Origin of the sequence: Fusicatenibacter saccharivorans (genome assembly GCF_015557635.1) — a bacterium.
Lineage (GTDB): Bacteria > Bacillota > Clostridia > Lachnospirales > Lachnospiraceae > Fusicatenibacter > Fusicatenibacter saccharivorans.
Genome location: NZ_JADNOP010000006.1, coordinates 128,638 through 153,533 on the forward strand (window position 1 = coordinate 128,638; position 24,896 = coordinate 153,533).

General features: G+C 47.7%; 20 protein-coding genes. 13 read left to right on the forward strand and 7 right to left on the reverse strand.

Going from position 1 to position 24,896, the window contains the following annotated elements:
- Positions 1 to 52 precede the first annotated feature (52 nt).
- The gene (locus tag I2G42_RS06960) at positions 53 to 1,255 is read right to left on the reverse strand and encodes a MalY/PatB family protein (RefSeq protein WP_055219980.1); all 1,203 of its coding nucleotides are present in this window, start codon (positions 1,253 to 1,255) and stop codon (positions 53 to 55) included.
- 175 nt (positions 1,256 to 1,430) lie between these two features.
- Complete coding sequence (proB, locus tag I2G42_RS06965; RefSeq protein ID WP_226906324.1) at positions 1,431 to 2,513, reverse strand: glutamate 5-kinase; 1,083 nt, start codon at positions 2,511 to 2,513, stop codon at positions 1,431 to 1,433.
- Positions 2,514 to 2,791: 278 nt separating this feature from the next.
- Between proB and I2G42_RS06970 the strand changes: the two genes are divergently transcribed.
- The gene (locus I2G42_RS06970) at positions 2,792 to 3,904 is read left to right on the forward strand and encodes an NUDIX domain-containing protein (protein WP_082424949.1); all 1,113 of its coding nucleotides are present in this window, start codon (positions 2,792 to 2,794) and stop codon (positions 3,902 to 3,904) included.
- A gap of 82 nt (positions 3,905 to 3,986) precedes the next feature.
- Here I2G42_RS06970 and I2G42_RS06975 read toward each other — a convergent pair whose 3' ends face one another.
- Entirely contained in the window at positions 3,987 to 4,580 is a 594-nt protein-coding gene (locus I2G42_RS06975; RefSeq protein ID WP_022461779.1) for an ECF transporter S component, read from the reverse strand.
- Between the two features lie 110 nt (positions 4,581 to 4,690).
- On the reverse strand, positions 4,691 to 5,071 hold the full coding sequence (locus tag I2G42_RS06980; protein WP_055219975.1) for a DUF3783 domain-containing protein: 381 nt from the start codon (positions 5,069 to 5,071) through the stop codon (positions 4,691 to 4,693).
- A gap of 163 nt (positions 5,072 to 5,234) precedes the next feature.
- On the opposite strand from I2G42_RS06980, the gene I2G42_RS06985 reads away from it, so the two are divergent.
- The 6 genes from I2G42_RS06985 to I2G42_RS16385 all read left to right on the forward strand — a co-directional run bounded on the left by I2G42_RS06985 (position 5,235) and on the right by I2G42_RS16385 (position 11,834).
- Entirely contained in the window at positions 5,235 to 6,101 is an 867-nt protein-coding gene (locus tag I2G42_RS06985; protein WP_022461781.1) for a class I SAM-dependent methyltransferase, read from the forward strand.
- 218 nt (positions 6,102 to 6,319) lie between these two features.
- Positions 6,320 to 7,606, forward strand: a complete 1,287-nt coding sequence (locus I2G42_RS06990) for an aspartate aminotransferase type Ic (protein ID WP_055228035.1) — start codon at positions 6,320 to 6,322, stop codon at positions 7,604 to 7,606.
- Between the two features lie 130 nt (positions 7,607 to 7,736).
- Positions 7,737 to 9,155, forward strand: coding sequence for a L,D-transpeptidase family protein (locus tag I2G42_RS06995; RefSeq protein ID WP_055228034.1), 1,419 nt, complete (start codon positions 7,737 to 7,739; stop codon positions 9,153 to 9,155).
- A 55-nt stretch (positions 9,156 to 9,210) separates the two neighbouring features.
- The gene (locus I2G42_RS07000) at positions 9,211 to 10,260 is read left to right on the forward strand and encodes a D-alanine--D-alanine ligase family protein (protein WP_055228033.1); all 1,050 of its coding nucleotides are present in this window, start codon (positions 9,211 to 9,213) and stop codon (positions 10,258 to 10,260) included.
- Positions 10,257 to 11,636 carry a UDP-N-acetylmuramoyl-tripeptide--D-alanyl-D-alanine ligase gene (locus I2G42_RS07005; protein ID WP_055228032.1) on the forward strand — a complete coding sequence of 460 codons (1,380 nt, stop codon included), beginning with the start codon at positions 10,257 to 10,259 and terminating at the stop codon, positions 11,634 to 11,636. Before I2G42_RS07000 ends, I2G42_RS07005 begins: the two co-directional genes overlap by 4 nt.
- Positions 11,637 to 11,717: 81 nt before the next feature.
- Entirely contained in the window at positions 11,718 to 11,834 is a 117-nt protein-coding gene (locus I2G42_RS16385; RefSeq protein WP_226906323.1) for a putative holin-like toxin, read from the forward strand.
- Between the two features lie 131 nt (positions 11,835 to 11,965).
- Here I2G42_RS16385 and I2G42_RS07010 read toward each other — a convergent pair whose 3' ends face one another.
- Positions 11,966 to 12,697 (reverse strand): lysophospholipid acyltransferase family protein, encoded by a 732-nt coding sequence (locus I2G42_RS07010; protein WP_055228029.1) that lies wholly within the window; start codon positions 12,695 to 12,697, stop codon positions 11,966 to 11,968.
- Positions 12,698 to 12,874: 177 nt separating this feature from the next.
- On the opposite strand from I2G42_RS07010, the gene I2G42_RS07015 reads away from it, so the two are divergent.
- Together I2G42_RS07015 and I2G42_RS07020 are read left to right on the forward strand one after the other, a co-directional pair.
- Complete coding sequence (locus I2G42_RS07015) at positions 12,875 to 13,297, forward strand: protease complex subunit PrcB family protein (RefSeq protein ID WP_117509843.1); 423 nt, start codon at positions 12,875 to 12,877, stop codon at positions 13,295 to 13,297.
- A gap of 15 nt (positions 13,298 to 13,312) precedes the next feature.
- Positions 13,313 to 14,866: a DUF3794 and LysM peptidoglycan-binding domain-containing protein gene (locus I2G42_RS07020; RefSeq protein ID WP_173816344.1), complete on the forward strand. Its 1,554-nt coding sequence runs from the start codon at positions 13,313 to 13,315 to the stop codon at positions 14,864 to 14,866.
- A 78-nt stretch (positions 14,867 to 14,944) separates the two neighbouring features.
- Here I2G42_RS07020 and I2G42_RS07025 read toward each other — a convergent pair whose 3' ends face one another.
- Positions 14,945 to 15,388: an ImmA/IrrE family metallo-endopeptidase gene (locus I2G42_RS07025; RefSeq protein WP_055219960.1), complete on the reverse strand. Its 444-nt coding sequence runs from the start codon at positions 15,386 to 15,388 to the stop codon at positions 14,945 to 14,947.
- A gap of 5 nt (positions 15,389 to 15,393) precedes the next feature.
- Positions 15,394 to 15,810: a helix-turn-helix domain-containing protein gene (locus I2G42_RS07030; RefSeq protein ID WP_055219958.1), complete on the reverse strand. Its 417-nt coding sequence runs from the start codon at positions 15,808 to 15,810 to the stop codon at positions 15,394 to 15,396.
- Between the two features lie 248 nt (positions 15,811 to 16,058).
- Between I2G42_RS07030 and I2G42_RS07035 the strand changes: the two genes are divergently transcribed.
- The 4 genes from I2G42_RS07035 to I2G42_RS07050 all read left to right on the forward strand — a co-directional run bounded on the left by I2G42_RS07035 (position 16,059) and on the right by I2G42_RS07050 (position 24,803).
- Positions 16,059 to 23,012, forward strand: a complete 6,954-nt coding sequence (locus I2G42_RS07035; RefSeq protein WP_055228027.1) for a DNRLRE domain-containing protein — start codon at positions 16,059 to 16,061, stop codon at positions 23,010 to 23,012.
- Between the two features lie 76 nt (positions 23,013 to 23,088).
- Complete coding sequence (locus I2G42_RS07040; RefSeq protein ID WP_055228026.1) at positions 23,089 to 23,571, forward strand: hypothetical protein; 483 nt, start codon at positions 23,089 to 23,091, stop codon at positions 23,569 to 23,571.
- Between the two features lie 96 nt (positions 23,572 to 23,667).
- A complete protein-coding gene (locus tag I2G42_RS07045) occupies positions 23,668 to 24,087 on the forward strand; it encodes a phage holin family protein (protein WP_118741996.1) in 420 nt (139 codons plus the stop codon).
- Positions 24,084 to 24,803, forward strand: a complete 720-nt coding sequence (locus I2G42_RS07050; RefSeq protein ID WP_055228024.1) for an N-acetylmuramoyl-L-alanine amidase — start codon at positions 24,084 to 24,086, stop codon at positions 24,801 to 24,803. Before I2G42_RS07045 ends, I2G42_RS07050 begins: the two co-directional genes overlap by 4 nt.
- Positions 24,804 to 24,896: the final 93 nt, after the last annotated feature.

Consider the following 24,896-nt stretch of genomic DNA (forward strand, 5'->3'; position numbering starts at 1 on the left):
ATGTCCGTTTCGGTCTTTCATTATGTTTGGCTTATAAAATTAGAAAATACAATTATTTCGCATTGAATACATACTTATCCATACGGTCAAATGCCTCTTTCACAAGCACATGCGGCAGTGCCAGATTCAGGCGGATCGCATACGGTCTGTGGAACGGCCGTCCGTCCTGCCAGATCACGCCGACAGCAACACCGGCTTTCAGCAGTGTATCCATATCGGTATCATGCTCCTTGCACCACTCCTCGCAGTCGAGGTACAGCATGTACGTTCCTTCTGGTTTGGAAAGCTTCACGCCCTTGAAATGCTCGAGAATGTAGTTGTACGCATAATCCGCATTCGATTTCAGCACTTCGCGCAGTTCATCCACCCACTGGTATCCCTCCGGACGGTAAGCGCCGATCAGCGCATGAACAGAGAGTACGTTCGGAGAATTGTAGTGAGAAAGGGACGAAGCCTTCTCCACACGGTCGCGCAGCATGCGGTTGTAGATGATGTGGTAGGAGCCTACAAGGCCAGCCAGGTTAAAGGTCTTGGACGGTGCATAAAGTGCGATGGTGCGCTCGCGTGCATCCTTCGAAACGGACTGCGTTGGGATATGTTTGAAGCCCGGCAGTGTCAGGTCAGACCAGATCTCATCGGAGATGACAACGCATTCATTTGCTTTGTAAATTTCCATCGCCTTTTCAATTTCCTCGCGCTCCCAGACACGGCCTGTCGGGTTGTGCGGAGAGCAGAAAATCGCGAAATGAATGTTGTGTTCTTTTAACTTGCGGTCCATATCGGCGTAGTCCATACGCCATACGCCGTTCTCATCCTGAACAAGATCGGAGAGAACGATATTGCGTCCGCAGTTCTCAAGAACACCGGTAAAACCGATGTATGTCGGGGAATGCAGAAGAATGGATTCGCCCGGGGATGTAAAAGCGGCAGCAGCCGAAGCAACACAGCCGAGCACGCCGTTCTCATAGCCGATCGCCTCACGCGGCAGATCTTCCACACCGTTGCGCTCTTTCTGCCAGCGGATGATGCTGTCAAAATATGCATCCGGCAGATTAAAGTAGCCAAAATGCGGTTCGTTGACTCTCGCGTGAATTGCTTCCTGAATGGTCGGAAGAGACGGGAAGTTCATGTCGGCCACCCACATCGGGATGCGGGAGAAGCCCTCTTTGACTTCCGCACCCGGAATCGGGATCTGATCGACAGCGATCGAATCGTGGCCGCTGCGGTTCATCAGAGATGTAAAATCGTATTTCATTGGTAAAAACCCTCCTTTGTGTTTGCTGTGCTCTCGAAGTAAAACCAAAAGCACATGGAAAACCGGATGCAGCTTCCTTTCCTCGCTGAAAGAAAAACCTGCAGCCGGCTGAATACAGATATTATAACACGGAGGGGAATTTTCGTAAACAAAAGAATGCTTTATTCGGCACCATTTATTCCGCGCCGATCCAGTTATCGCGGTTGATTGCTTCCGTGTGGCTGGTGCTTTCGTTCATGATTTTCTGCAGATCCGGCCGGTCATAGTTGACAATGCCCTTTCCGAGATATTCATGGCTGCCGCGCCGGAAGACGCTGACGACATCGCCTTTCTTGAAATCGCCTTCGACTGCCACGATGCCTTTAGGAAGCAGGCTCTTTGCCTGAACAGCAAGTGCTTCTGCGGCACCCTCATCGACGTAGAGGTTGCCCGCACTCGGCGCATAGAATGCCATCCACTGCAGACGCGTTTTCATGTTGTGGCCGCTGGCGGTAAAGTACGTTCCTTTTGCGGTTCCTTTCACCGCACGCACAATGTTGTTTTCCTCCGCCGAGGAGCAGATCAGAACCGGCACACCGGCTCTTGTGGCAAGCGAAGCGGCGGAGAGCTTCGTTGTCATGCCTCCAGTTCCGTTGCCCGATCCCGCACCGCCTGCCGCAGCAGTGAGCTCCGGCGTGATCTCATTTACCACGTCGATATGGCGCGCATTCGGGTCACTCTTTGGATTGGCAGTGTAGAGCCCGTCGATATCGGTCAGCAGAATCAGAAGCGATGCATGCAGCATCGCAGCCACCTGGGCGGAGAGCGTGTCGTTGTCGCCGACCTTCAGCTCCTCAATCGCGATCGTATCGTTCTCATTGATGATCGGAATCGCACCGCGCCCGAGCAGGACGGAGAGGGAGCCGAAGATGTTTTTATAGCGGCGGCGGTCCTCAAAGTCACTGCGGTTCAAAAGAATCTGCGCACACGGAATCTGGTACGCCATCAGATTTTTCGTGTATTCCTCCATCAGAAGGCCCTGGCCGACAGCAGCGGCAGCCTGTTTATCGGCAATTTTCGTCGGCCGTTTTTTAAAGCCGAGACGGGAAAAGCCTGCGGCGATCGCACCGGAGGAAACGAGAATCACATGGTGGCCTGCCGTCTGCAGCGCGGCAAGCTGGGTCGTAATGTTCCGTATTTTTTCAGCATCCATGGTTCCGTCTGAGAGTGTCAGGGAGCTGGTGCCGACTTTCACAACTATCGTCTGTTTTTCCATCATGAAAACCTCAAATGTAAGAAATGATAAGAAACGTTGTTTACGGGTGACAAAACATCAATTACAGACACTTTAACACAGTACTGTGTGAGAGTCAAGAAGATGCGGAATGGTCGTTACATTTTTCGTGAAAGATCTGCAAAAAGATAGAAATTTGTTGCTGGAATTCTGAAAAAGTATGGTAGAATAGAAAACGAGAAAAAGGTGTGTGCAGAAATACATTTTTCCTGAAAAACAAAAGAAGCGGAAAGAAGTCCGGCACACGACGGAGGGAGTCAAAGATGGAGGAAAAAACAGAAGAAAGAGGCAGAGGCTGCATGACAACGCTGTGCTACATCGAAAAGGATGACAGCTATCTGATGATGCACCGCACGGTGAAAAAGAACGATGTCAACAAGGACAAGTGGATCGGCGTCGGCGGCCATGCGGAACTTGGCGAAAGCCCGGAGGAATGCCTGCTGCGTGAAGTAAAAGAGGAAACCGGCTACACGCTGACGAGCTGGCGTTTCCGCGGTCTCGTTACCTTTGTGACAGAGGCAGAAAACAGCAAAACGGTGGAGTACATGGAGTATATGTGTCTCTACACGGCAGACGGATTCACGGGAGAACCGACTGCATGTGATGAGGGCGAACTCGCCTGGGTGAAAAAAGAGGACGTCCTGCACCTGAATCTGTGGGAGGGAGACAAAATCTTTTTCCGCCTTCTGAATGAAGACGAGCCGTTTTTCTCCCTGAAGCTGCGGTATGTGGGCGACACGCTCGCAGAAGCGGTGCTGAACGGAAAACAGATGGAACTTTTTGAGGAGCGCTCAGGCGACGGCACGCCGACCGGAACCATCGTAGAACGCGGCGTGGCGCACAGTGAGGGACGGTGTCACGGAACGGCACATATCTGGATTGCACGGGCGAATGAGAAGAGCGGCTGTGAGGTACTGCTGCAGAAAAGGAGTGCCTGGAAAGATTCGAATCCGGGCTGCTACGATATTTCAAGCGCCGGCCATCTTTCGGCGGGCGATACATATTTGGAAGGGGCTCTGCGGGAAATCGGCGAGGAGCTCGGCATCCACGCAGAGGCAGAGGAGCTGAGGGATCTTGGCCTGCTGGAAAAAGTATCACACGGTGTTTTTTACGGAAAACCGTTCCACGATCATGAGGTCAGCGCCGTGTATCTTTACACGAAGCCGGTCGAGGCGGAAAAACTGCATCTACAGGAGTCGGAAGTAGAAGCAGTCCGCTGGATGGATCTCAAAGAGTGCCAGAAGGCGGTAAGAGAAGGAAGCATTCCCAACTGTATTGATATACGGGAACTGGAAATGATTGAAAAAGCGTGGTTCGCCGGAGAAAAAACAAAAGATGAGGCAGAAAAAGAGGCAGCAGCCACCGCTGAAAAATAAAAAGAAATGCATGAAAGAAGTCACCGGTTCGAAATAGAACATGGTGACTTTTTTGGATATCGCGTAAATGAAATTTGTTTTTTTATTTCGCTGCTGCCTTTACCTGGCTAAACAGTCCGGATTTCTGAAGAGCCGGACGCAGTGCCATGTAGATGACAACGGAAGCGATGGTGGAAAGTACGGCGTTGATGGAAGTTGCCGCTACGTTCCAGCTTAAGGTAACCTCTGCTGCCGGTTTTCCAAGAAGAACCAGTTTGTAGAAGTAACCGATGAGCGGATCGAAGATCACATTGAACAGAAGTCCGCCGATGGCTGCAAGCAGTGCCCATTTGAAGATCTGTTTCTGATCGGTCTGCTCGTTGATTTTACCGATTTTGTGTGCGATCAGTCCTGCGATGAGGCCGATGCAGAATTTTAAGATGAAGGTCTTTGGTGCGTATACCACATAGACCGGATCGAGAAGATCTCCGATGGTCATGCCGATCGCACCGCCGATTCCGCCGTAAACACCGCCGAGAATCAGTGCACCGAGCACACAGACAGCGTTTCCGAAATGGATCGAGGTGGCATCTCCGCCTGGCAGCCAGATTTTGAACTGCAGGAAGGTGAAGACAACGTAGGAAAGGGCTGCAAAGACACCTGTCATTGCGATTTTCCAGACTTTTTCATTTTTCATAACAACGCACTCCTTTGGTATCTGGAACTTTCGTTCCTTGATTGCACCCTATTATAGGGAGTGGTGGCATGAAGAAAAAGTTCCAATTCCGGATTTTTTGACCAGACCAGTTATTTCCGGTACGATTTCATTTTTTCGTGTTCTTCTTTTAATTCTCTGTAGAGCTGCAGCGAATTCCACGCCTGGTTCTGCGTTGTGACGATGGCTTTGAGGGCGATCGGCGGCACTTTTTTCCGGCGCATTTCGGTGAGAAAAAGATCAAGTTTCCGCTCGGAAAAGCCGGCCATGACCATCATTGGTTCATCAAATCCGGCGCCGTCATAGGCTTCGGGGGATTCTGCAAATGCTTTATTTCCGGCAAGAAATCCGATCGACTGGAGATACTGTTCCGGTTCCACAATGCGCACGCGGATACCGAGCTTTAAGAGAACCGGCTTTAAAAGCACAGCTGTTTTCGTTCCTTTGATCTGATATAAGAGTACGGTTTCCATGAGAAAAATCCTTTCCACGGGCAGATTTCCGGATCAAATGCGCGGATGCCCAGAACTATGATATAAGAAATGTTTTGGAAAAACAATACTTTTATGGTATCATAGGAACGTACAATTCAGAACACGATAAATTTTGAGATAAAAGAGAAAGGAAACCAATAAAATGTGGATAGCAGATGGATGGAAAGATTATGAAGTGCTGGATACGTCCGGCGGAGAAAAACTGGAGCGGTGGGGAGATTACCTTCTGGTAAGACCAGACCCGCAGGTCATCTGGAACACGAAAAAAGAAAATCCGGGCTGGAAAAAGAAAAACGGCCATTATCACAGAAGCAGCAAGGGCGGCGGAGAATGGGAGTTTTTCCATCTGCCGGAGCAGTGGGAGATCAACTATAAAGACCTGACCTTCCGCCTGAAACCGTTCAGCTTCAAACACACCGGCCTTTTCCCGGAGCAGGCAACGAACTGGGACTGGTTCGGCGATCTGATCCGCCGTGCCAACCGCCCGATTAAAGTGCTGAACCTGTTCGCCTACACGGGAGGCGCAACGCTCGCAGCGGCCGCAGCAGGCGCAAGCGTCACACATGTCGATGCATCAAAAGGCATGGTCAACTGGGCAAAAGAGAACGCTGCCGTGTCCGGCCTTTCGGACAAGCCGATCCGCTGGCTTGTGGATGACTGCACCAAATTTGTCGAGCGCGAGATCCGCAGAGGCAACCACTACGACGCGATCATCATGGACCCGCCGTCCTACGGAAGAGGACCAAAGGGCGAGATCTGGAAAATCGAGGAGTCGATTCATCCGTTCATCAAGCTCTGCACGCAGCTCTTAAGCGATGACCCGCTGTTCTTCCTTGTGAATTCCTACACGACAGGACTTGCACCGGCTGTCCTGACGTACATGATTTCCCTGGAATTAAAACAGTACAAAGGCCACGTAGAAGCACAGGAAATCGGCCTTCCGGTCAAGTCGACCGGCCTTGTTCTGCCGTGCGGTGCATCGGGAAGATGGCAGTCTGACAACGTTTAAAACATCTTTTGGCAGCGGACGTATGTCCGTCATACGAAAAACATTTGGCTGAAATTGCAGGAAATGAAGTATAAAACTGCAAAAAGTGGGATAAAATGCTGAAAAGTGTATAAAACATGCAAGTTCTCCTTGACAGAAACTCATGATCTGGTAAAATGGTCTTTAGTTGAGCAAGAAACCTGAAAAACGGGTAAGGAAAGTACAAGGGAGGACGTTTCATGAAACCGTATATCGAATGGACCAAAGAAGAATTAGTTGCCGAGAAAGCCAGACTGGAGCAGGAATTTGCAGAGGTAAAAGCAAAAGGCCTCAATCTGAATATTTCCAGAGGAAAACCTGCAGCAGCCCAGTTAGATCTCACGGAAGGAATGCTTACCGTTCTCTCGAAAAATGAAGACACCTTCGCAGAAGATGGAACCGACTGCCGGAACTACGGCGTGCTGACCGGTATTCCGGAAGCAAGAAAACTGATCGGAGATATCTGTGAGGTTCCGGCGGAAAACGTCATCGTTTACGGAAACGCCAGCCTTACCATTATGTTTGATACCGTAGCACGTTCGTTCCTGAAGGGCGTTGCAGGCTGCACTCCGTGGAACAAGCTGGACAAAGTAAAATTCCTCTGTCCGGTACCGGGCTATGACCGTCACTTCGGTGTAACCGAGTACTTCGGCGTTGAGATGATCAATGTTCCGATGACGCCGGAAGGACCGGACATGGACATGGTAGAAAAACTCGTTGCAGAAGATGACGCCATCAAGGGAATCTGGTGTGTACCGAAATACTCCAACCCGCAGGGCTACACCTACTCCGATGAGACCGTCAGAAGATTTGCAAACCTGAAACCGGCAGCCAAAGACTTCCGTATTTTCTGGGATAATGCATATATCATCCATCACCTGTATGATGACAGACAGGATCACCTGCTGAACATCATCGAGGAGTGCGAGAAAGCCGGAAATCCGGATATGGTCTATGAGTTCGTATCCACCTCGAAAGTAAGCTATCCGGGAGCCGGAATTGCAGCTCTCATTTCTTCTGAGGCAAACCTCAAAGAGGCACAGGAGTACATGAACTTCCAGATCATCGGTCATGATAAACTGAATCAGCTGCGCCATGTAAAATTCTTCCAGAACCTGGACGGCGTGATGAATCAGATGAAAAAGCATGCTGAGATCTTAAGACCGAAATTCGAGGCAATTCTGCAGGTAATGGATCAGGAGCTGAGCGGCCTTGGCATCGCTTCCTGGACAAAACCGAACGGCGGATACTTTATCTCCTTCGATGCGATGGAGGGATGCGCAAAGAAGATCGTTGCAAAGGCAAACGAGGCCGGTCTTACCATGACAGGCGCGGGCGCAACGTATCCATATCACAACGATCCGCAGGATTCCAACATCCGTATTGCACCGTCTTTCCCGACACCGGAAGAGCTGGAAATCGCAGGTCAGGTATTCGTGCTGAGTGTCAAACTGGTCAGCGTGGATAAGATTCTGGAAAGCAAATAACAGATAAGTAAAAATACAAAAGCCGGATTCTCCCGGGGGACACAGTTTTTGTGAACTCTGGTGTGGGAGTTCCGGCTTTTTTCTATTAGAAAGTTAAAAAGAAATTTTCTATGGGACAGAAAGGAAAAACATGAAAAAGAAAGTAATAGGAATTGCCGCAGGAATCATACTCCTTGCGGCCGCAGGCAGTTACGCGGGCGTGGGGCATTACTATGCATCCCACTTTTTCCCGAAAACCGCGATCAACGGACTGAACTGCGCAGGGCTGACCGCAGAGCAGGTCAAAGAGGAAATTCAGAAGCACATTGTGGATTATACACTCAGCATTACCGAGCGCGGTGGAAAAACAGAGACATTAAGCGGCACGGAGATCGGCCTCACGTATGTGGACGACCACGCGGTGGAAAAACTGCTGGAGTCCCAGAATACTCTTGCATGGCCTGCATTCTATTGGAAAGAGAAAGAAAACCAGGTGGCGGCGGACTCTGTCTATGACAAAGAAATGGTGCAGGAAAAACTGCAGACGATGGAAGGGTTTCAGGAAGAACAGCAGGAAGCGCCGACGGATGCGTATCTGACGGATGACGGAACCTCGTACGTTATTGTGCCGGAAACAGAGGGCGAGCAGGTGGACTATGAGAAGGCGGAGCAGGCTGTCATCGAGGCGCTGGATGCCGGAGCGGCGAGCGTGGATCTGGAAGAAAAAGATGTTTACCGGAAACCGGACATTACGCAGGATGATGAAGCACTGAATGGGAAAATGGCGGAACTGAACCACCTGACAGCGGCGCGGATCACGTATGCAATCGGTGAAAACAGCTATGCCATAGACCGGGCGACCTTACAGAGCTGGCTCGTACAGGGGGAGGATGGAACCTACACGATTTCGCAGGACGAAGCGGCAGCTTTTGTGCGCCATATGGCGTATGAGACGGACACCTTCGGGCTGGCGCATACCTTCAAAACGAGTCTTGGCGCGACCATTAACCTGAATGCGGGCGGCGATTACGGCTGGTGCATCGACAAGGAGGAGACGACGCAGGCACTTCTGCAGGCGATCGAGGACGAAACACAGGGAAATCTCGACCCGGTTTACCTCTATACGGCCAATGACCGCTCGGCCAATGATATCGGAAATACATACGTCGAGGTGTGCATTTCCCAGCAGAAAATGTGGTGCTACAAGGATGGCGTTCTGGTGACGGAAACACCGGTCACAACGGGCAATCATGCGACGGGCTATGACACTCCGGCAGGCAGTGTCTGGGCGGTGGATGCGAAAAAAAGTGACTGTGATTTCAAGCTCTATCCGAGCCATGTCATGTTCTGGCTTCCGTTTAACGGCGACGTCGGAATCCACGATGCGAGCTGGCGTACCGAGTACGGCGGGGACATCTATCTGACGAACGGATCCCACGGATGTGTGAATACCCCATACACAGAAGCAGAAAAAGTGTTCAATGCTATTGAAATTGGTGACCCGGTTATCGTATACTATAGCCTGGATGATGTAACCGGGCCGCAGCCTACACAGAAAAACAGCCTGTAGGAAAAACGCTTAAGCATCACAGCAGAAGCACATCAAATAAAGGAGATTTTGATAGATGAAAATAGTAGTATTAGCTGGAGGAACCAGCACGGAACGTTCGGTATCCATTACATCGGGAACTATGGTCTGCAAGGCACTCCGCGAGAAAAACCATCAGGCAGTTCTGGTAGACGTTTTCTGCGGTATCGATGTGAAGGGGAACCTGGAAGATGTATTTGCAGAGGAGGCGTACGATATAGACAAAGCAGCAGAATATATGCACAGCTTTGATGCAGGATTAAACGAAATGATCGAATCCCGCCGCAGATTTTTCGGACCGAACGTACTGGAACTCTGCGAGGCAGCGGATGTTGTTTTCCTTGCCCTGCATGGCGCAAACGGAGAGGACGGAAAGGTACAGGCTACGTTCGATCTGCTCGGCATTCCGTATACCGGAACGGGCTATTTAAGCAGCGCCCTCGCAATGGACAAATCCATCACAAAACAGTTCTTCCGTGCACACCATGTGCCGACCCCGAACGGCGTGACCCTGAAAAAAGGCCAGGAGAGCGAGCCTTTGTCCGGCTTTGGCCTGGAGCTTCCGGTTGTCGTAAAACCGTGCTGCGGCGGTTCCAGTGTCGGTGTCTATATTGCACACACGAACGAAGAATACTGGCAGGCTATGAAGGATGCTTTCTCCTACGAACCGGAGGTTGTCGTTGAGGAGTATATCGAGGGAAGAGAGTTCTCCGTTGGCGTGGTAGACGGAAAGGCTTACCCGATCATCGAGATTGCACCGATCGAAGGCTTCTATGATTACACGAACAAATACAAAGCCGGAGCTACTGTTGATACCTGCCCGGCCGTACTGACGGAGGAGCAGACGAAAGAAATGCAGAAGCACGCAGAGGACGGCGCTGCCGCTCTCGGTATCGAAAACTACTGCCGTCTCGACTTTATGATGCGCAAGGACGGAAGAATGTACTGCCTCGAGGCAAACACCCTTCCGGGCATGACCCCGACCAGCCTTCTGCCGCAGGAGGCACAGGTACTCGGCATTTCCTATCCGGAACTCTGCGAGCTGCTGATCCAGCTTTCTCTCAGAAAAAGAGGTAACAACGCATGAAAAATATGACACTTGCGCACATCACAGAGGTGTGCGGCGGAATCTACTTCGGACCGGAAGAAAAGAAAACAGCGGAAGTCACGGATATCGTGACGGACAGCCGGAAAGCGGGAGAGGGAAGCCTCTTCGTTGCAATTCCGGGTGAGCGTGTGGACGGCCATAAATTTATCCCGAACGTGGCTTCCCAGGGCGCACTTGCTGTCATTTCCGAGCAGAAACTTGAAACACCGCCATGCCCGTATATCCTCGTGAAGGATTCCATGGAGGCCATTAAAGCAATGGCAGAATACTATATGCAGCAGCTCAATATTCCGGTTGTCGGCATTACGGGAAGTGTTGGAAAGACCAGTACAAAGGAGACGATCGCGTCGGTGCTGGCGCAGAAATACCGTGTGCTGAAAACGGATGCGAACTTTAACAATGAGCTGGGACTGTCACTTACTGTTTTCCGCCTGCGCGAGGAGGATGAGATGGCGGTTCTCGAGATGGGAATCGACGATTTCGGCCAGATGCACCGTCTGGCGAAGATCGCGCGCCCGGAGACTGCAGTCATCACGAATATCGGCTGGTGCCATCTGGAAAATCTGAAGACGCGAGATGGTATTTTACAGGCAAAAACCGAGATCTTTGATCATCTGCGTGAGAACGGGCACATTATCATCAATGGGGACGATGATAAGCTGTCTACTGTTGGAACGGTTCACGGCATCAAGCCGGTTCATTTCGGATTGGATGAAAAGAACGAATATTATGCCGATGAGATCGAGAGCCAGGGCTTCCGCGGCATTTCCTGCCGGATTCATACCCCGCAGGGGAGCTTTTCTGCACTGATTCCGATTCCGGGACGCCATATGGTTTACAATGCGCTGGCCGGAACCGCAGTCGGATGCACGTACGGGCTGACGCTGGAGCAGATCAAACAGGGAATCGAGACACTGCAGTCGGTGAGCGGAAGATTCCACATCATCGAGACAGGAAAATACACCGTTGTCGATGACTGCTACAACGCAAACCCGGTTTCGATGAAGGCATCTCTCGATGTTCTGAAAGAGGCGAAGGGAAGAAAAGTGGCTGTACTCGGCGATATGGGCGAGCTTGGAACCGATGAGGCAGCACTTCACGCCGAAGTCGGCACACACGCCGGAACCTGCGGCATTGACGCCCTCTACTGTGCGGGACCGCTCTGCGAGCATCTTGCAAAAGCGGCAAAAGAGGCTGATTCGAAGCTTGAGGTACGCCACTTTGCAGACCGCGAGAGCCTGATGGCAGAACTGCCGAAGCTCTTACAGGACGGCGATCAGATTCTGGTAAAGGCATCGCATTTTATGGAATATGGAAAGATTGTGGAGATGCTTGAAACAGCACAGAAATTATGATAAAATTTTAAACTGGAAAGTACCCATGACAGGGTGGTAGCCTCCCGAGCTAATGAATACATAGGAAGGGAGGTGGCGTAAATGACAGCATACGAAATTATTATGGTTTTTCTGGGAATCTTAGCTTTACTGATTTCCTTCGGAGGCTTCATCATTGCGTTGCTTACCTTTCTCGATAAGAGAAATAAGCGAAAATAAAAATGCCTACCCCGTCGGCAAACGGGATAGGCGGTGTTCGTAAGAACATTTAACCCTTTTCTCGAGAGCATCCACTTTGGAGTGGGTGCTTTCTTTTTATATATTTATTATATCGCAGGGGTCTGGCATTTTCAAGCATTTTCTTTCAATTGTTCTAATAGAATGTTTTTCGTATAATTTCCAATCTCTTTTTTCTCTTCCTTCGTAAGCTCGCCCGGAATGATCGGCTTGCCGTACGTTACGGTAACGTGGGTACCGCGGATCTTCGGGAAATGTGCTTCCAGAATTTCTCTGGATCCGGAAATCGAAAGCGGAATGATCGGGCAGCCGGTTTTCGTTGCCATCTTGAATGAACCGTTGTGGAACTCGCCGAGCTCCAGCTCGCTCTCCGTCTTGCCGCGGGTACCCTCCGGGAAGATACAGATGGAAGTGCCGCTCTTGATCTCCTCACATCCGGAGAGAATCATCTGCAGACCCTGCTTGATGTCGGAACGGTCGAGAAACAGGCAGTGGATGAGTTCCATCCAGTTCTTTAACAGCGGAATGCGTGAAAGTTCTTTTTTGGCGACAAATCCGCAGGAACCCGGAACCGTTGTATAGGTTACAAGGATATCGAAATAGCTGCGGTGATTGCCGATGTATAGAACAGCCCGGTCCTTCGGAATATTTTCCTGACCTTTTACGGTGATCTTCGTGCCGGAAAAAAACAGAATTACGCGAAAAATCCAGCGGATCAGGGAGCGGCTTACCTTGTCACAGACCTCCGGCTTTTTCTTCCGGATCAGAAGCAGAACAAGAAGCACCGGGATCGACAGAATCAGATACAGAAAAGCGGTCAGAATGACCAGAATAAAACGAATCATGAATCTTTTTCTCCTCTTGGTAAAAATAGTGATATTCAATTATTGCGTACTTTTCAGTATACGTCATATATGGGGCGGGTTGCAATAACTTTCGTCTTTTTCGGAAAAAGATTTTGCGTCATAGAAGACTGTGGCCCGTCATACAATGGATAGAAAGAGCGGGAAGCGGCGTTTGGAATGATGAAGAAAAAGAGACGGGGAAGAGTTCTTCTGGCGGCGGTGATCCTGATGCTCCTAGCATCGTGCCGGATCACAGATGTGAGCGAGGGCGAGCGGAAAGAACTGTCGTATGCGATTGTAAAGCCGGGCGATTTTCCGCCGGAAATCGATCAGATTTTGCGTAAGAAAAAAGAATCCGCGTTCCAGATGGCGTACGAGAGCGGGGACGATCTCTACATACTGCGCGGCTACGGAAAGCAGAAAAGCGGAGGCTTTTCCATACAGATCGAAGAAGTATCGAAATCGGAAAACGCCGTTTTCGTGCGGACAAAACTCGTCGGACCTGCCGCAAAGGAGGAGCAGAAAGGCGCCGCCTCCTGCCCTTACGTCGTGCTGAAAACGAAAGCGGCGGCGGGAATCTCAGTCGTATTTGAGGATTAGAGTGGGAGGAGCCTTATGGATTTTGTAAAAAAGATTCTGCATCAGATCAGCAGAAAAAGCGAAGCGGTGTCACAGATTACGTTTGACGAGGACTACAATGTGCCGGACGCAAGGCCCGATGTGGGGCGGATGATTCAGAAAAAAGGCGAGGTGACGATCGGGGATGTGCAGATTTCGGAAGGAAAAGCGCGTGTATTCGGCGGCCTCACCTTTCATCTGCTGTACGTCTCCGACGGCGAACGGCGCCGGATCTGCCAGCTCTCCGGCGAGCTTCCGATCGACGAGACGATCCATCTCGATGGTCTGACAGGGGGCGACAAGGTCTGCATCACCTGGGAAGTGGAAGATCTGAACCTGCATCTCATCAACTCGCGGAAGCTGGGCGTGCGCGCGATCGTCACGCTGCACGCGTGGATCGAGGAACTGTGCGACCTTGCCGTGCCGATGGAAATCCGCGGGGAGAGCGACGTCGCGGTAAAAAGGCAGGAATACCGCGTGGTTGAGCTTGCAGTGCAGAAAAAAGATGTGCTGCGTGTCAAAAAGGAGCTTACGATTCCGTCCGGCAAGCCGGAATTGCACGAGATTCTCTGGCAGGATCTGGAAGTGCGCGGTCTCGATCTCCGCTCTGAGGAGGGGCGGGTCAGTGCGCAGGGAGAACTCTTTGTCTTCTGTCTGTACAGCGACGGCGAGGAGGATCACCCGCTGCAGTGGGTGGAGCAGGCGCTCCCGTTCCAGGCAGAAGTGGAATGCCAGGGCTGCATCTCCGAGATGATCCCGCGGATCGAAAGCACACTCGGCCAGACCACACTCGAAATCCAGCCCGATTCCGACGGCGAGGAGCGGGTCCTGCAGGCGGAGGCCGTACTCGAACTTGACATCTGTCTGTATCAGGAAGAAACCGTATCACTTCTGCAGGACGTTTACCATCCGCACCGAGAATGCATTCCAAAAGTGCAGGAGGAGACTTTGGAGAGCCTTCTGATCCGCAATTCCTCCAAATGCCGCCTGACCGACAAACTGCAGATGCGCGTGCCGAAAAATAAAATTCTGCAGATCTGCCACAGCGACGGCAAAATCAAGATCGACGAGGAAAGAATCGTAGAAAACGGCATCGAAGTAACCGGCGTGGTGGAACTCAGGGCGCTCTATGTCGTGAGCGACGATGAAATGCCGTTCTACGCCGCCGAAACCGCCATACCCTTCCGCCACACCATCGAAGTCCCGGGAATCGGACCGGACTGCCGCTACGAACTCCAGTCCTCCATTGACCAGCTCTCCACAACCATGCCGGACAGCAGCGACATCGAAGCCAAAGTCGTACTGAACCTGAACGCCCTCGTCTTCCGCCGCAGAAAAGAGATGGTAATGCAGTACGTCGAAGAAAAAGACCGAGATCCGGAAGAACTGCAGAGCCTCCCGGGCATCACCTGCTACTTCGTCAAGCCGGGGGATACACTGTGGGATATCGCAAAGAAATTTTATACGACAACGGAAAAAATTCGGGAACTGAACGACCTTAAAACCGAAAATCTTACGCCGATGCAGCAGCTTTTAGTAGAGCGGGTATAGTAGGAAAAGACAGCCTCCTGCCTTAAGAATGGAGTCAATCCATCAGGCAGGAAGCTGTCTTTTTGTGAGTTAACGAAATTACAATATTTTGATATGAGAAGCTTTTAAATCAATCAATCTTTGCGCATAGCCCGTAATCCGTGATATCTGCTCTGAGGTATAGCCCGCAGAAAGATATTCTGAGAAAGTGTCATCAGGCAGGAGCAGCTCAATGGCAAAGGTATCAGCTTCGGTTTCATATTCTGCCGTTTTTAAATGAGTTCTGGTATCCATAAAGATGGCATTTGCCTTTTTATGGAGAAACAAATGCCCAAGTTCGTGTGCCAGAACCAGTGTGCGCTCCTGCTCGGAAAGAGTTTCATCGAGATAGATGATATGGTTTCTCTGAAAATACTGATAAAAACCACGGACTCCGCTTAAAGGAGCATCCACGAGAATCACATTCAGTCCACGGACAATTTCAAAAGGATTCCGTGACTGGAATCGGTGAGCGATCTGATTCGCTCTTTTTTTTATGTCCATAGACATCAGTCCTTTTTATATTTTTTCGGTGTGTATTTTTCTTTGTTCTTCTTTTTTGCGAGTTCCATACCGATCTGCATTGCCGAAAGAATGGAATCGATGGCTTCCGGGGAAGCGGGATCGCCGTCAAACATCAGTCCCTCCTGAGAAAGAAGCTGTTCTTTGGTGCGGGCGAGGATTTTTTCAATATCCCGTTCGTCACGGGAAGTCAGTACCGGATCTGGTGCAGGTTCCTCTCCGTACATCAGATATTGAGGGGAAAGACTCAGATAGTCGGCAATTTTGGAAAGACGCTCAGCGGGGAAGGATCCTTTTTTTAGCTGACCGACATAACCGTTGGAAAACCCAAGGTCTTTTTCCAGCTTCGATATTGGAATTTTCCGCTCTTTACAGATTTGCTTTACACGTTCTACGCAGTTCATAACATACCTCCAATAAAAAAATAGATAAAAGCCTAAAAAATGTATTGACAAAATAGAGAATACTCTATATAATGAGATCAAATTTAGAGAAAAACCTAAAGATAGAGAAGATTATATTTCTATATTAGAGTTTCCATAGAGAAAAGTCAATAGGTGATTCTCTAAATTTAGAACTTTATCAGAAGCGCGCAGATAAAGTATTTACGAAACCAGAAACAATATAGGATGAAGAAAAAGGAGAAATTAAAATGAGTCAGAAAACAGATCGCGTAATCGCGGAAATTTTACAGAAACGAGACCGTTTTACCAAAAACTTCCGAACAGAAAATCATGGCGGTGCAGCCGTCATTTACGGATACCCGGTTCATTATAAAGAAGGAGAAGAGTGGAAGGAAATTGATAACAGACTGGAAAAAACAGAAAACGGTTATCAGAACCATGCATCCCGGGTAAAAGTCCATTTTGCGGAAAGCAGTAATGCAAATGAAATGGTTACTATTGAAAAAACGGGAAGAAAACTGAGCTGGGGATTTCTGGCAGAAAAGCAGAAAAAACAGAACATCCGAAGCCAGGCGGCAGTACAGGCACAGAAGCGTGAAGCTGTATTTCAGCCGGAAAATCTCTATCCGACAGAAGAAGGAATGCAGAACAGAGCCGCAGTGCAGAAAACAGAAGAAAAAAGCGTGGAGCAGGAAAATCAGGAAAAAATGAGTGTTCCGGGTCTTGTGGCTGCCGGACATTATGCAGAGATTGCAGAGAATGTAGATCTCGAATACAAAATCATCGGAGAACAGGTAAAAGAAAACCTGATCTTAAAATCGGTAAAAGCAGCAGCTCTTGAATATTCGTTTTCCCTGCAGTTCCCGGGGATGATGATTGTCATTCGGGAAGACGGAGGAATTGACCTGATTGATGAAGAAACAGAAGAAGTTTTTTATTATTTTGCCCCGCCGTGTATGTACGATGCAGCCGGAAATTATTCGGAACAGGTACACTATGAACTGGAAACCGATGCGGAGCAGCATTGCAGTATTTTAAGCGTCGTACCGGATCAGAAATGGCTTCAGGACGAAAACCGAGTATATCCAGTTGTGATTGATCCATCGGCAGAAACCTCGAAAACAAATAGGGCAATTGACGATACGTTTGTCCGAGAAAAAAGTCCGGACAGCGCGGTGGTAGCTTCTTATGGTTCTTTTACCGTAGGCCATAACCGGGAATATGGAAAATGCCGTTCTTTCCTGAAATTTACCAGCTTGCCTGCAATGGAACCTGGAGCGGTTATCTACGATGCAAAAATCTATGTATGGCAGTACCGGTATTCTTCGGACAGCAACCAGCCGTTTTTTATTACCGCCCATAAAGTAACGGGAGGATGGAATCCGGGATCAACCACATGGAACAATCAGCCGGCATATCAGTCGAATGTACTGGATTACTGCAGTGTAAAGCAGGTACAGTCCGGTAATACAATTACCGTTACACCGTGCGGATTCAACGTAACAAAACTGGTGCGTGAGTGGTATAACACAGGGGTAAATCATGGAATTGTTATCACGGCACAGAATGAGACACCATATCAGGAAGCCGTTTTCATTTCTTCTGATTATCCATCCAATAACTCTTATGGAATTACTTCCGAGTATTTCCCGCAAGGAATCTTTTATTACCGTAGTACAACAGGACTCGAGGACTATTACAGCTACCATGAGCAGGATGCCGGACGCGCAGGCCATGGTTATGTCAATGACTTCAACGGAAACCTTGTATGGGTGCATGAAGATGCTTCAACCAGCGGCGGACTGCTGCCGATTCATATCCGCCATGTGTATAATCTGTCACAGCGAAGCAAAAACAACCGTATGGGAAAAGGCTGGAGAATGAACTTCATCCAGGAAATGGAAGCCACAGGAAATGCAAACTTCCCATATGTCTACACCGATGGGGACGGAACCCGGCATTACTTTTATAAAGATACAGCGGATGGAAATAAATTAAAGGATGAAGATGGACTTGGATACGAGCTGACGCAGACAAGCTCTTCCGACGGAGATTCTTATTACATCATGAAGGACAAAAACGGCTGGGAATATGCGTTTGGACATGACAAGTACATGAGGAGTATCAAGGATTCCAACGGAAATCTGCAGAAAGCGCAGTACGGCCCGTCCACAGCAGGAAACTATCTGGCATATCTGATTGACCCGACCGGTGTAAGAATGGATTTCGGATATGGAAAAGACAATAACCTGGGCAATCTGAATGCGAATGGAAGAAGCATTTATTTTTCCTATGACAGTGCAGGACATCTGACCAGAATTAGTTATCCGGATAATAAAAGTACGGAATTCTTCTACGATGGAGATATTTTGGTGAGCGTACAGAATAATGATGGGCGACAGATTTCATATAAGTACCAGGATGACTGCGGGGTAAAACGAGTGTCAGAAGTTTTTGAACATACAGGACCACAGAATGGGCAGAGAATGAAAATTTCCTATCGAAATGGAAATACTACGGTGTTTGAAACGCAGGGATTGGATGGAGAAATCAGTCGGACGGGTGATAATCGAAAGTTTACCTACCACTTTGACAATTTCGGCTGCCCGGCGGATGTGTCGGATGAAGACGGTGCTGCAAACAGTTATCAGTTTTTACGGGAAGGAAGAAAGAATAACAAGCTGAGCAAGACAGGAACGCTGCAGAAGGTTGTGAAGAATCGGATGGAGCCAGAACCATATTTTGTACAGTGGGATAAGATTAAAACCGGAAGTGAAAATACGATCGCTGACTTAGATATTCCAGACGGATTTCCAGTTAAAAAATGCTGTATCATAAGTAAGAATACAGTAAACGGAAGAAATGGATTTTCAAAGAAGCAGGTTTTAGAGAAAGGAACGTATACTTTTTCTTGTTATGTTAAGGTTGAAAAATGCGTACCAGATCCGGAGAAAAAGCGTTCTGAATGCGGCGCCGGAATTTTACTTTCTTCTGGAAATACAGAGAAAATGGATCTGGTAAAAGAGGTGAAAGATACAGATTCGGATGAATGGACTCGTGTATCGGCAACTATTACGATTGCATCTCAGGCGGAGGTAACTACTGCGTTTTTCTTGGATAATATGCAGGGATGGGCTTATTTTTCCTGCTTCCAGCTGGAAAAATCGGTAGCGGCAAATAAATTCAATATGCTGCGGAATGCATTTTTTGAAGAGGCATTTAATACAACCGGAGAAAATGGCTGGAAATTAAGCCAGGGAGAAAGCGCAGACCAGATTGTGACAGATTCTGTCAAGGGAAAATGTGCAAGACTCCGCGGAAACCTGTCCAAAGACAAGAGTCTGATGCAGACGGTAAATGTGAGCGGAAAAGAAGGCGATGTATTTGTCTTCGGATGCAGTGTAAAAGCAGATGCCATTCCGGGAAGAACCTTCCGTGTTCGTGCAGTGGTTCAGTTTACCGACAAAACAACGACAGAGACAATTGTGAACTGCAACCCGTATGTGACAGAGTGGCAGTTTGTCAATGGCGTGATCCTGACAAGAAAAGATGGCTCCACTACGAATAAGACCTACGAATCCATTCAGATCTATCTCGAATACCAGAAGCAGCAGAACGATGCATTTTTTACCGGCTTACAGCTGATCCGTGACGATGCAGAAAGCTATGTATATGATACAAATGGAAATATTGTCAGTGCCAAGACAGCAGCGGAGCAGAATGCATTTACCTGCAACAAAACTGACCTGCTTTCAAAACTGATCAAAGTAACAGGTTCTTCGTTTGAGTATGAGTATGATGGAAATAAAAATATGACGGCGGCAAGAAACTCCGAAGGAGTTCAGTACCGTTATACATATGATACCAAAGGAAATCCACAGAACGTAGTAATTCATCATGACCGGGTGAGCACGGCGGTAATGGCAGGAAAAAGCTATTTTATCCGTCAGCGAAAATCCGGAAAATATCTGGATGTCAACGGCGCAGTCGATGCAGATGGAACAGTAGTTCAGCAGTATGAATTTAAGGGGACAAATGCACAGAAATGGAAACTGGAGGATGCAGGAGAAGGCTATGTGATTCTGAAAGCATTTAACGGAACAGGAACCCGTGTGCTGGATATCGGAACGGATGCGAATGGATCAAAGACAGTATTAAATGTGTATGCGAACAAAGATTCACAGAAATTCCGAATGAAACCAGTAGGAGAAGGTGTGTACCTGATTACAAGTAAACTGTCCAAAGATCAGAGAGCAATTGATCTTCTGAACGGAAAGATGGATAATTCTGTACAGCTGCAGATTTGGGATCAGTCGGAAGTGAATGTAAATCAGCAGTGGTATTTGGAACCGGCAGAGTATGAGGGAAAGAGTGACACCCCGGTATCCGGAAAAGTCTATATGATGCGTCTGCGCCACAGCGGTCAGTATATGCGGGTAAATGGTACAGAAGCAGGTTCCAGAATTGTACAGGACCGCTATTGGGGCAGCGAATCTCAGATGTTCCTGTTGAATACAGATGGAAAAGGTGCATTTTTCCTGGAACCGGCAAATGCAGAAGGAAAAGCACTCTCTATGGCTTCAAATGGAACACTCACGCTGCAGGAAAAAGATGCTTCGGACAGCAAACAGAAATTTACTTTTGCGGCAAATGGAAAGAACTACTGTATCAAACAGGGAAACTTCTATCTTACAATGCCAAGTAATTCCTACAATGAAAATGCATGGATCAAAGGAGTTCAGCAGACAACGGCGGCGACCGATGCGCAGAAATTCATTTTAGAGGCATGCAGCGAACGTATGACGGCGCAGTATACCTACACGGCAACCGGCCGAAATGTAAAAACACTGACAGATGCCAGAGGATTCGTAACGACAAACGAATACGACAGCAAAGAACGCCTGCTGACGGGAGTTACCGATGCAAAAGGGAATAAGGTAACGTATACGTATGATACCAAGAATGACCTTCTGACCGGTGCAACGGCTTCTGATGGAACAAATACGGTAAAACTGGGTTATACGTATGATGAAGGTGACCGGTTAAAAACGATTGCCCACAATGGATTCGAATATACCTATGAATATGATTTCCTCGGAAACCAGACCAGAATTCTGGCAGGCGGAAATGCACTGGAAGAATACGATTACCTTCCGTCGGATGGCCCGCTCAGCGAAGTAAAGTATGCGACAGGAGAAGTGCTGAAAAACAGCTATGATAAGTACGAACAGATCGTGGAGCAGAAGTGGAATGGAACGACAGTCTTCCGAAATGTCTATGACGACTATGGAAATGTATTTTACCATGAGGATCTGGAAAACGACAGAAAGATTTTCTTTGACTATGACATGATCCAGAGAATGGCAGGATACCGCACAACAGATGGAGAAACGGCGCGTATTCAGTATGACAGCAAGAACAGACGCACAGGCATGGTACATCAGATTGATGACAGCAAAATTTCAACATCATGCGTATTTGGAGAGATTGGAAAAGCACAGGCACCGGATGTGATTTATCAGATCAAGGTAAATGATGCAGTCAAAATTTCGTATACCTTTGATACGTTATGCCGCGTTACCAGAAAAACTATTCATCTGAAAGATAAAACGTATCCAGTTGACTATACTTTTGTACCGGGAAGAAAAGCGGGAATTACAACTTTACTTCTTAAAGAAATCAACAACAACGGAAAGAAACTGTCATTTACTTACGACGCAGTAGGAAATATTGTTACGATTTCCGAAAATGGTGTTCAGAAAGTAAAATATACGTATAATGCTTTGAGTGAACTGACCCGTGTGGATTCTGTATGGGAAAATAAGAGTATTACGTATACCTACGATGCCGGAATGAATATGACGTCGAGAAAAGAGTATTCCTATACAACGGGAACACTTGGCACTGCGGTAAAGACAGATCTGTTTACTTACCGTACTTCAGGATGGAAAGATCAGCTTATTTCCTACAACGGCAGCAGTATTTCTTATGACGCAGTCGGAAATATCACAGCTTATCAGGGAAAAACACTGACCTGGTACAGAGGAAGCCTGCTGCAGAGCCTGACTTTAAATGGAAAGAAAGCAGTTTACTATTACGACAGCGAAGGACACAGAGTCCAGTGGAAAGACCTGAACGGAACCAGCCATAAGAACTATTGGTGCGGAAACAAACTGATGGGAACCAAATATGGAGATGTACTGGTTCAGTTTGTTTATGGCGCGGATAAATCCCCAATGATGCTGAAAAAGGGAGAAAAAGAGTATTATTACTTGTACAACAGCCAGAACGATGTCATCGGACTGATTGACAGCGATGGAAAACAGGTAGTAAACTATTCTTACGATGCATGGGGAAAACAGACAGGCCTGACCGATACCAGCGGAGAAAATATCGGTAAACTCAACCCGTTCCGTTATCGTGCTTACTGCTATGATGACGATACTAAACTCTATGTCACCGCGAGCCGCTATTACGATCCGGAACTGTGCAGATTCCTTTGCGCGGACAACTTTGATGTTGCAAAAGCGCAAATGTTCAGCATGAACGGAAAGAACCTTTATGTGTATTGCTGCAACAATCCGGTGAATGCGGTAGATGAGGAAGGCAGTTTAGCACAGGTAGTAGGGGTGATCGAAAAACTGCTTGAAACACCGTACGGAAGATTTTTAATATTCGGGCTGCTGGGAGGAGTCACATATTGGCTTCAATGTGAGCTTAGCGGGGAAGATGTAACAATGGAAGGACTGTGTGTTGCGGCTATTTCGGGAGGTATTAATGGCGCTGCTGGTGATATCCCAACAGCTATATTGGTGAGCTTTATGGGAGGCTTTTATTTAGAGTATAGGGAGACAAAAGATGCGAAGAGAGCTGTAGCAGCTGGAGTTTATGATGGGATTTCAACGTTTTTAGTGCCAAGTACTTATAATATTTACGTAAAAAAAATGTCAGAGGAAGTGGCGCTCTCTGTTTTTTCGGATCTTTTTCAAACACCAATACTTGGACATGGAAAAAGTGGCGTTTTGGATGGGATTTTTGGAAAAACAAAGAAGCAGGAAAATAAAAATGGATCAACACTTAAGAAAAATAGCAACAGCAATTTTAGTACGAAAAAAAATGGGAAAACAAAGAAAAACTGGCAAAATAATAAGCCTGCGATTTCAAAAAAAATGCAAGATATAGGACTTCCGGCACTTAGATAGAAAATCTATAAATCACCTTTGCACAAGATGAGAGTACCTTGTGCAAAGGTAAAAGTTAAATTAGTAGGTGGCAAATATGAAGGTAGGATATCGTGAATTTTATAAATATTTTAGTATATCGGTGTTTATGGGGTGCGGATACCTTATGCTGAATTTTTGGGAAGAGGCCAAAGGTCAAATTAGTTCCTATAATATGCAAGATAAAGCATTTATGATATTTTGGTTTATGATTTATACTTTTGGTGTAGCATATGGAATTATAAATGCTTTAACCAGTATTTATATTTATGAATGGGGAATGCAGATCTCATTTTTGAAATATAAGAAAAAAATTGAATGGGAAGAATTTTCTGTTATACGAAGATATCATAATCATTTTTTCTTTAATATGTCCAAACAAAAAGATCCAGGTCCGTATTGGGCAATGTTTCATCCATTTACTAGTTTTGTAATATTTGATAATTCGCGAAATCGTTCTGTTCATATTATACCGCTCAGCGCCGACGAATTTTGTGACCTCCTCACTTCATACGGTGTCAAGTATACGGAAAGTAAATAACATACAAAAAGAGTGGAAGTGGCTGTAAGATCCCACGAATTACCAGCCACTTCCCTTTTTATACGCAAATTTAGAAAAAGAAAGAAGGAAATGCCAATGAAATCAATTTATCGCACGATCATTGCCGCAGCAGGCAGCTTCCTTGCGGCACAGTTTGGAGGCTGGGATGCTGCGCTGGAAACGCTGGTCTGCTTTATGGCAATTGATTGGATCACGGGAGGTGTTCTGCTTCCTGTCGTTTTTAAAAAGAGTCCGAAATCTGAAAACGGAACATTGGAGAGCCGTGCGGGATGGAAAGGACTTTGCAGAAAAGGTATGATGCTGTTCTTTGTGCTGATCGCGGAAAAACTGGATCAGCTCACACAGACCAATTACCTGCGGGATGCCGTCTGCATTGGATTTATTTTAAATGAAGCAGTTTCGATCCTGGAAAATGCAGGACTGATGGGAGTGAAAATTCCTGAGATTCTGCGGTCGAGGATTGATGTGCTGAGAAAGGAGGAGCAGAGCAAATGAGGATTGACAGAAGCTATTGCAGTAACCAGAATACCTGGCCGGAAAATCATCCGCAGTGTATTGTGGTACATAATACAGACAACTTTGCCGCCGGAGCCGATGCCCGCGCACATGCAAGAGCGCAGTACCAGGGAAATTTTCAGGATATGTCGGCGCATTATTACGTAGATGACGGAGAAATTGCTTATCAGGCTGCGCCGCACAGCAGAGGATGCTGGCATATCGGGAGAAATTATGGAAGTAAAAATCTGTTCGGCAGATATGGAAACCGGAACAGCATCGCAGTTGAGATGTGCGTGCAGAAAGGATATGATTACGAAACCGCATTTTTACATACAGTGGAACTGGTGAAAGACCTGATGAACGAGACAGGGATTCCGGCAGATGCAGTTTACCGGCATTACGACATCTGTAGCAAAAACTGCCCGTCCCAGATTCAGAAGCGGGGAGACTGGGAGCGGTTCCAGCGTCTGCTTCGAGAAACGGAAAACGGCGGTGGAAAAAGTGAATACAATCCCGGCATTTACCGTGTAACGGACCCGGCACTAAACATCCGCACAGGCCCCGGAGTAGAATACCCAGTGGTGGGAGTCATCAAAGATCAGGGAAGTTATACGATCACAGAAATCAGAAACAAAAGCTGGGGCAGACTGCTGTCGGGAGCGGGATGGATCAACTGTCATAAAGCATATTGTTTTTACGGAGGAAGCGTGTAAAACGCCATCTTTGACAGTTGAGTAAAATATTGGATTTCTAAATTTCTCTATTTCCTTTTACTCATGAATTGACATAGAGTGAAAGCTGGGGGT

Coding starts and splice junctions, on each gene's coding strand:
- I2G42_RS06960 (WP_055219980.1), bottom strand. CDS start 1,255: ATGAAATACGATTTTACATCTCTGATGAACCGCAGCGGCCACGATTCG.
- proB (WP_226906324.1), bottom strand. CDS start 2,513: ATGATGGAAAAACAGACGATAGTTGTGAAAGTCGGCACCAGCTCCCTG.
- I2G42_RS06970 (WP_082424949.1), top strand. CDS start 2,792: ATGGAGGAAAAAACAGAAGAAAGAGGCAGAGGCTGCATGACAACGCTG.
- I2G42_RS06975 (WP_022461779.1), bottom strand. CDS start 4,580: ATGAAAAATGAAAAAGTCTGGAAAATCGCAATGACAGGTGTCTTTGCA.
- I2G42_RS06980 (WP_055219975.1), bottom strand. CDS start 5,071: ATGGAAACCGTACTCTTATATCAGATCAAAGGAACGAAAACAGCTGTG.
- I2G42_RS06985 (WP_022461781.1), top strand. CDS start 5,235: ATGTGGATAGCAGATGGATGGAAAGATTATGAAGTGCTGGATACGTCC.
- I2G42_RS06990 (WP_055228035.1), top strand. CDS start 6,320: ATGAAACCGTATATCGAATGGACCAAAGAAGAATTAGTTGCCGAGAAA.
- I2G42_RS06995 (WP_055228034.1), top strand. CDS start 7,737: ATGAAAAAGAAAGTAATAGGAATTGCCGCAGGAATCATACTCCTTGCG.
- I2G42_RS07000 (WP_055228033.1), top strand. CDS start 9,211: ATGAAAATAGTAGTATTAGCTGGAGGAACCAGCACGGAACGTTCGGTA.
- I2G42_RS07005 (WP_055228032.1), top strand. CDS start 10,257: ATGAAAAATATGACACTTGCGCACATCACAGAGGTGTGCGGCGGAATC.
- I2G42_RS16385 (WP_226906323.1), top strand. CDS start 11,718: ATGACAGCATACGAAATTATTATGGTTTTTCTGGGAATCTTAGCTTTA.
- I2G42_RS07010 (WP_055228029.1), bottom strand. CDS start 12,697: ATGATTCGTTTTATTCTGGTCATTCTGACCGCTTTTCTGTATCTGATT.
- I2G42_RS07015 (WP_117509843.1), top strand. CDS start 12,875: ATGATGAAGAAAAAGAGACGGGGAAGAGTTCTTCTGGCGGCGGTGATC.
- I2G42_RS07020 (WP_173816344.1), top strand. CDS start 13,313: ATGGATTTTGTAAAAAAGATTCTGCATCAGATCAGCAGAAAAAGCGAA.
- I2G42_RS07025 (WP_055219960.1), bottom strand. CDS start 15,388: ATGGACATAAAAAAAAGAGCGAATCAGATCGCTCACCGATTCCAGTCA.
- I2G42_RS07030 (WP_055219958.1), bottom strand. CDS start 15,810: ATGAACTGCGTAGAACGTGTAAAGCAAATCTGTAAAGAGCGGAAAATT.
- I2G42_RS07035 (WP_055228027.1), top strand. CDS start 16,059: ATGAGTCAGAAAACAGATCGCGTAATCGCGGAAATTTTACAGAAACGA.
- I2G42_RS07040 (WP_055228026.1), top strand. CDS start 23,089: ATGAAGGTAGGATATCGTGAATTTTATAAATATTTTAGTATATCGGTG.
- I2G42_RS07045 (WP_118741996.1), top strand. CDS start 23,668: ATGAAATCAATTTATCGCACGATCATTGCCGCAGCAGGCAGCTTCCTT.
- I2G42_RS07050 (WP_055228024.1), top strand. CDS start 24,084: ATGAGGATTGACAGAAGCTATTGCAGTAACCAGAATACCTGGCCGGAA.